This is a genomic window from Halobacteriovorax sp., assembly GCF_041587335.1.
Lineage (GTDB): Bacteria > Bdellovibrionota > Bacteriovoracia > Bacteriovoracales > Bacteriovoracaceae > Halobacteriovorax.
Genome location: NZ_JBFGYP010000211.1, coordinates 1 through 3,367 on the forward strand (window position 1 = coordinate 1; position 3,367 = coordinate 3,367).

Annotated in this window: 5 protein-coding genes; 3 read left to right on the forward strand and 2 right to left on the reverse strand. The window is 33.9% G+C overall.

What is annotated here, in order from left to right; genetic code table 11:
* On the forward strand, nucleotides 1-966 hold a 966-nt coding region (locus ABX784_RS16310; protein WP_372656125.1), incomplete at its 5' end, for a hypothetical protein.
* Here ABX784_RS16310 and ABX784_RS16315 read toward each other — a convergent pair.
* Nucleotides 963-1,559: an AhpC/TSA family protein gene (locus tag ABX784_RS16315; protein ID WP_372656126.1), complete on the reverse strand. Its 597-nt coding sequence runs from the start codon at nucleotides 1,557-1,559 to the stop codon at nucleotides 963-965. The two genes, ABX784_RS16310 and ABX784_RS16315, sit on opposite strands and share 4 nt — an antisense overlap.
* 96 nt (nucleotides 1,560-1,655) lie before the next feature.
* Here ABX784_RS16315 and ABX784_RS16320 point away from each other — a divergent pair, with 96 nt between their 5' ends.
* The gene (locus ABX784_RS16320) at nucleotides 1,656-1,862 is read left to right on the forward strand and encodes a hypothetical protein (protein ID WP_372656127.1); all 207 of its coding nucleotides are present in this window, start codon (nucleotides 1,656-1,658) and stop codon (nucleotides 1,860-1,862) included.
* Between the two features lie 46 nt (nucleotides 1,863-1,908).
* A complete protein-coding gene (locus tag ABX784_RS16325) occupies nucleotides 1,909-2,610 on the forward strand; it encodes a hypothetical protein (protein WP_372656128.1) in 702 nt (233 codons plus the stop codon).
* On the opposite strand, the gene rlmN is transcribed toward ABX784_RS16325, so the two are convergent.
* A partial coding sequence (gene rlmN / locus ABX784_RS16330) for a 23S rRNA (adenine(2503)-C(2))-methyltransferase RlmN (protein WP_372656129.1) occupies nucleotides 2,607-3,367 on the reverse strand: 761 nt, incomplete at its 5' end. The genes ABX784_RS16325 and rlmN overlap by 4 nt on opposite strands.

Consider the following 3,367-nt stretch of genomic DNA (forward strand, 5'->3'; position numbering starts at 1 on the left):
AAAGAGAATCAAAGAAATACAAAGAGCTTAACTATCCAAGGACATATTAAAGATATAGAACTCCTCTTTTCTCCAGAGTCATACAAGTACTTTATTGACCAAGTGATTAACCTCTCAATGGCCGACTCAGTTCATAGTGTTGATGTAATTCTCGCTTCTAATTATAGTCGTTTTGTAGAGACGCCTGAAGTTTATATAGGAAAGGATATATTCTCGATCGAAACAGCGAATATAGTAGATAGCTTGCCAGATAACATTAAAGAGAAAGCTCAAGCATATATATTAAAAAAGTATCACTATTTCGAAGAACTTAAGAATAAAGATATGAGAAGAAATATGGAATTTCTTACGAGAGCATTTCTACAGAAAGATTATAGAGATTTAAAAAACTCTATTTCAAATGCGAACTATGTCTCAAAAATAAATTCACTATTTAAACAAGTGAACCCAAAGGTTACATACAACTTTCAAACTGTATTAGATCTTACAAAAACAATTCAAGAAGACCTAGTACAAACGACTTTAAAATCTAATGAGTCTCTTTACATTTATGGAAGCTTACCAAATGGAAAGGCAAACCTATCGATTTCGGATATTGATATTCATTTTCATTCTGATGCTAACAAGAGAAATAAAGATAGTCTCATGGAATGGCAAATACTTGCAAATGACCCTGAACTAAAAGAATTTCGAAACGAATTCGAATTAGAAAAAATTAGAGAAAGGGGACAAAGTAACCTGGAAAACTTTATTGCAACCGAAGACAAGCTCGCAGTATTGATTGGAAGAGAGGAATTTGAAAGAGGTAGTTTACTTGGGAGTATTGCTGACGATAGTGACTTCTTTTCTCCCACTAATCTTGGAGTATATAACTCCATTCTCCTTGAAGTTTTTAACAATAAAATAAGAATTCATATAATTGATATTTTTTCAAAAGATAAAGTAATTACGACACTTGATATCTAATCATTATCTTTAGGCCACTCATCAGGATTATCAAAGTCTCCTAAATATCTAGACGTGAAATGATAAATAACTTTCCCCGGATCTCTAAAGCCAACCACTCCCCCATTTTGAAGAGAATCTCCAGCTCCCTCTGGGTAGCTACCACTAGTGTAACCTTGCTTTCTTAACTTTCTAAGCTCGGCCAAAGATTTAAAGCTAACATAATTAGTAAAGCTTCTATCCATTCCACATGCTTTAAAAACTTCGAGCTTGGGATCTGTATAAACATCAGCGTCTTCAATGTTTAAATCTTTTTTAAATAGTTTTATAACTTGCGGACTTCCATTTCCAACGAAAATAATCTTAGTACTAATCTTATTCAGCTCTTTATGCAGATTCCAAATCTGATCGGCGTGAGCGCGGCAACTAATACAATTAAAATGCCTAAGAAATATAATAATGACAGTCTTATCTTTCCAGAAAGTACTAAATAGTACCTCCTCTCCAGTCTCAGAAAGAACCTTCAACCTATTTAGAGCAAGAACATTTACTCTCTGTTGTCTCATAAGATCATCTTTTAAATGTTGGTACTCATCCGCTTGATCATTTTCCATAACTACATTCTAAATCAAAACTTAAATAAAACAATTCTATTCACAGTAATCCGACGATTTTCCTCAAGATTTATTATTTATCACCGATAAGTAATTATGAAGACTTACTCAACTGGGCCAGCACCCAGACCCAACTATTTAAAGAATACAATTTCTCCAAGCTCAGAAACGAAGAAAATCTGGCAGCTAGCGGGAGAAATTAAACTTATTAAAAAGCAAACTGAGTACATTAAGGACAATGGAATTAAGGCGAATGATTCCAACAACTTCTATAACTTTAATAATAAACTCAATATCATATAATTCTTGCTCCCTACAAAGTAGTCAATAAATTAGATAGAATAATCTAATGAAGAAACTACTCTCAGCACTACTATTTTTTCTTATATCTTTTCAATCACTTGCCCTGGCAGAGGGTGTCTACACTGTAATCGTAAAGAAGCAGCAAGAAAAACAGTCATCCCGTTGGTCGTTAGCAGACTGGCTAGTGACAAAGAAAAGAATTGCACTCATGGATCAGTGGCTAGCATTAAATAGCTCAACGACTTGGTTTGAATTTATTTTTGACTACGCTGCTGGAGATATAGATGACTATCAAGAAAATAGTTTTGAAAGGTTTGGAGCCTCACTCTACATTAAATTCCTAGGCCTAGAGTATTCAAAAAATAACTTCACAACGCTAGATAATAAGAGTGAATATAAGCTCAATTTAATCCTTCTAGGCTCTTCTGTTCAATCTACCCATATCAGAGGTTTCTATGGAAAACGAGAAGACTCAACCTACTCTCAAGAACTCTACGGAGGTTCTCTTACATTATATATAGCAAGCTTTCTTGGTACAGAATTAAACTATACCAAGCTAAAGAAAGCGAGCTCATCAAATGGGCTTACAAGTGTTGAAGGAGAACGAGTTGAGTACGGTGTATTTTTAGAGCTTTCGTTTCTTAGGATCTATTTAAATAATTTTAAAGAGAAAAACTCTTTCACTGGAGCTGGACTTAGTCCAAGAACAGATGAAGGAACGATAATTGGAACGAAGCTATTTTTCTAATCTTTAGAGTTTAATTGACCACAGGCAGCTAGAACATCATCACCTTTTGTCATTCTGATTAAAGTAGGAATTTTATATTCACTTAAAATATCTTTAAAGTTATTCACCACAGAGTCTGTTGGCCTTTGGTATTCAGTTCCAGGGAATGGATTAAAGGGTATGAGGTTTATATAGGCCTCTTTACCTTTAAGTAGTTCTCCAGTCTTTCTTGCATCGACTTCAGAGTCATTAAAGTCTTTAATCAATAAGTATTCATAAGTGATAAATTGCTTTTTACTGAGAGGAATATCATCAATATATGAGAGAACTTCTTCTAACTTGAATTTCTTATTAATTGGTATTAGTTCATTTCTCTTCTCAGCAAATGGAGAATGTAGAGAGAGTGCTAGATTCACACCAGGAATTTCATCTTTCCATCTTTTCAAACCAGGTAGATATCCAGAAGTAGATATTGTGATTTTTTGATTACCAACGGATGTCCCATTCTTTGAAAGAAAGATATTACAAGCAGACTTAACAGCATCAAAGTTATGAAGTGGTTCACCTTGTCCCATAAAAACGATATTTAAAATTCTCTTATCCTCACCTCTATTATCTGCCAACCATTTCCATGACTGAAGAAATTGACCTACGATCTCACTGGTAGAGAGATTTCTCTTTAGTCCTTGTGTTCCTGTAAAACAAAATGAGCATTTCATTGCACACCCGACTTGAGATGAAAGACAAATTGAATATTTATTATTAAAAGGTATTAGAA

Coding starts and splice junctions, on each gene's coding strand:
- ABX784_RS16315 (WP_372656126.1), bottom strand. CDS start 1,559: ATGGAAAATGATCAAGCGGATGAGTACCAACATTTAAAAGATGATCTT.
- ABX784_RS16320 (WP_372656127.1), top strand. CDS start 1,656: ATGAAGACTTACTCAACTGGGCCAGCACCCAGACCCAACTATTTAAAG.
- ABX784_RS16325 (WP_372656128.1), top strand. CDS start 1,909: ATGAAGAAACTACTCTCAGCACTACTATTTTTTCTTATATCTTTTCAA.